The organism is Sphingobium anseongense (assembly GCF_037725245.1).
In the GTDB taxonomy this organism is placed as follows: domain Bacteria; phylum Pseudomonadota; class Alphaproteobacteria; order Sphingomonadales; family Sphingomonadaceae; genus Sphingobium.
Genome location: NZ_JBBJUL010000028.1, coordinates 1 through 1,839 on the forward strand (window position 1 = coordinate 1; position 1,839 = coordinate 1,839).

Here is a 1,839-nt window from a genome sequence, read left to right on the forward strand (position 1 = left end):
TATCGACCTGCCCAGCGGCGTGTGCCTGTCAGTCGACAGCTATGTGAACGAGAAGGCACTGGCCCGCGTGTTGCGGGCCTTGCGGGATATTTCATGATCTCACTGGCACCGGGTACGAAGGTCTATCTCGCGAGCAAGCCGGTCAGCATGCGTCTGGGTTTCGATGGTCTGGCGGCGCTGGTTCGTCCGCTGTTCGCGGTCGAGCCCTATTGCGGCCATGTCTTCCTGTTCCGCAGCAAGAGCGGCACCTATCTCAAGGCCCTGCACTGGGACGGTTCTGGTATATGCCTGTTCGCCAAGCGTCTGGAGCGGCATCGCTTCGTGTGGCCGCCGCTGGTCGAGGGCGGCGTGGTGCTGACCCCGGCGCAGTTCGCGCTGCTGATCGAGGCGATGGACTGGCGGCGCACGATCGTGCCGGAAGCGCCCCGGATACCGGTGCAGATGTAGGCATAAAGTAGCGTAAAACCGGGCATTTTCCTTGGTCTACATGGCCCATTTTGCTATGGGGAACCGTGTCCGCCGACGAGATAAACCTCCCTGCCGATCCCGATGCATTGCGCGCGCTTTTCGCCGATATGCAGGCGCGTATCGCGGCCTCCGAACAGGCGCTGGAAGCCGAACGGACAGCCCATGAGGCCACACGCAACGCAGTCAAGCTGACCACGCTCCAGATCGAGAAGCTCAAGGTCCAGTTGTCCCGGCTGCGCCGGATGAAGTTCGGTCAGTCGTCCGAGCGGATCACCGAGATGGCGGATCAGCTTGAACTGACGCTGGAGGATCTCGAAGCCGAACATGCCCATGCCGCATGTGCCCTCGGCGAACCGGCAGCAGCGGAAGAGCGGGCACCAGCAGTCCGGAAGCCCAAGCGCCTGCCGCTGCCCGATCATCTGCCGCGCGACGAGGCAGTGCATGCTGCTCCCGACGCTGATGGCTGCTCTGCATGCGGCGGTGCCATGGGCAAGCTGGGCGAGGACGTGACCGAGGTGCTGGAGTATGTGCCGGGGCGTTTCCGCGTCGTGCGTCATGTCCGCCCCAAGCTGGCCTGCGGCCGCTGCGATGCCATCAGCCAGGCACCGGCGCCATCCTTGCCGATACCGCGCGGTCGGGCCGGTCCCAATCTGCTGGCGCATGTGATCATGTCCAAGTTCGCCGACCATCTGCCGCTGTATCGGCAGTCGCGCATCTATGCCCGTGAGGGCGTCGATCTCAGCCGTTCTACCCTGGCCGACTGGCTGGGACAGGTCAGTTGGCTGTTGCAGCCGCTGGTGGACCGCATCTCCGACCATGTCATGGCCAGCCCCAAGCTCCATGCCGACGATACACCCGTGCCCGTTCTGGCGCCGGGCACCGGCGAGACCGCGACGGGCCGATTATGGGTGTATCTGCGCGACAACCGACGATGGCGACCGAGCGACAGACCGGCGGCGCTGTTTCGCTACAGCCCGGATCGCAAGGGCGAGCGTCCGCGCGAACATCTCAGGGCATTCGCAGGCTTCCTGCAAGCCGATGCCTATGCCGGGTTTGAACGGCTCTATGTGCCCGACCGTCAGCCGGGGCTGATAACGCCTGTCGCCTGCTGGGCGCATGCACGGCGCAAGCTGCACGATGTCTACAAGGCCGACCCGCATTCCGTCGCGGCTGAGGGGCTGAAGCTCATCCGCGAGCTTTACGATGTCGAGCGTGGCATCGCCTGCGACCCTGCCGATGATCGCCGGAAGGCGCGCAAGCTGTCCCGCCTGCGGGCGCTGGATTTCTTCGCGTGGGCCGATGGCGTGCTGAGCCAGATTTCTGCGCGGTCGCCGCTGGCTGAGGCGCTGCGCTATGCCGTGAAGCTCAAGC

General features: G+C 64.9%; 2 protein-coding genes. Both read left to right on the forward strand.

Going from position 1 to position 1,839, the window contains the following annotated elements; all coding sequences use genetic code 11:
• The first annotated feature begins 93 nt into the window (after nt 1–93).
• Entirely contained in the window at nt 94–447 is a 354-nt protein-coding gene (gene tnpB, locus WG908_RS16415; RefSeq protein WP_340187583.1) for an IS66 family insertion sequence element accessory protein TnpB, read from the forward strand.
• Nucleotides 448–512: 65 nt separating this feature from the next.
• Nucleotides 513–1,839, forward strand: a 1,327-nt coding sequence (tnpC, locus tag WG908_RS16420; RefSeq protein ID WP_340187584.1) for an IS66 family transposase, incomplete at its 3' end; no start/stop codon positions are given.